Consider the following 884-nt stretch of genomic DNA (forward strand, 5'->3'; position numbering starts at 1 on the left):
TTGCCTCCCATCTTCCGGGCGATCCCATTAGCACTGAGGATCAGGATGAGTCCGATAATGGCCTCGAACAGGCCGATGGCTGTCGCATAAGAGAAGTTCGAACTGGTGATGCCCACCCGATAGACATAGGTGGCGATGATGTCCGCGGTGGAATAGATCAGCGGGTTATACAACAGCAACACCTTCTCGAAGCCCACTGCCATGAAGGTGCCCACATTGAGGATCAGCAGCACCACCATCGTCGGGGCGATCCCGGGCAGGGTCACATGCCACATCTGCTTCCACCGATTAGCCCCATCGATACGTGCTGCTTCATAGAGCTGAGGATCGATAGTGGTCAGCGCGGCCAGATACAGGATCGTGCCCCAGCCCACCGTCTGCCATACCTCCGAGGAGACATAGATCGTGCGGAACCATTGCGGCTGCTGCATAAACGCGACGCTCTCCGCACCGAAGAGCCCCAGGATCTGATTGAAGGTCCCATTGAGCGAGGTCAGCTGCAATACGATCCCGGCCACGATCACAATCGACATGAAGTGCGGCAGATACGAGATCGACTGAGCCACCCGCTTGAAAGCGTTCGAGCGCAGCTCATTGAACATCAGCGCCAGAATGATCGGCAGCGGGAAACAGATCGCCAGAGTCAGTCCACCCAGGATCACGGTGTTCCAGAAGACCCGCCAGAAGGTGGGGTCATTGATGAACATCTCGATGTAATGGAACCCGACCCACTCATCACCAAAGATGCTGGACCCAGGACGGAACCGCCGGAAAGCGATGACATTGCCCGCCATCGGCAGATAACGAAAGATCAGCAGAAACACCAGAGGCAGGACCAGCAAGCTATAAAGCCGCCAATCCTTCTTCAACGCATACCGCCAGGT

General features: G+C 56.4%; 1 protein-coding gene. It reads right to left on the reverse strand.

All coding sequences use genetic code 11. From position 1 onward, the window contains the following. The coding region (locus tag ODE13_RS16865) for an ABC transporter permease (RefSeq protein ID WP_322480305.1) at positions 1-884 on the reverse strand (884 nt) is incomplete at both ends.

Source organism: Nesterenkonia sp. HG001 (genome assembly GCF_034438835.1).
Classification (GTDB): Bacteria; Actinomycetota; Actinomycetes; order Actinomycetales; family Micrococcaceae; genus Nesterenkonia; species Nesterenkonia xinjiangensis.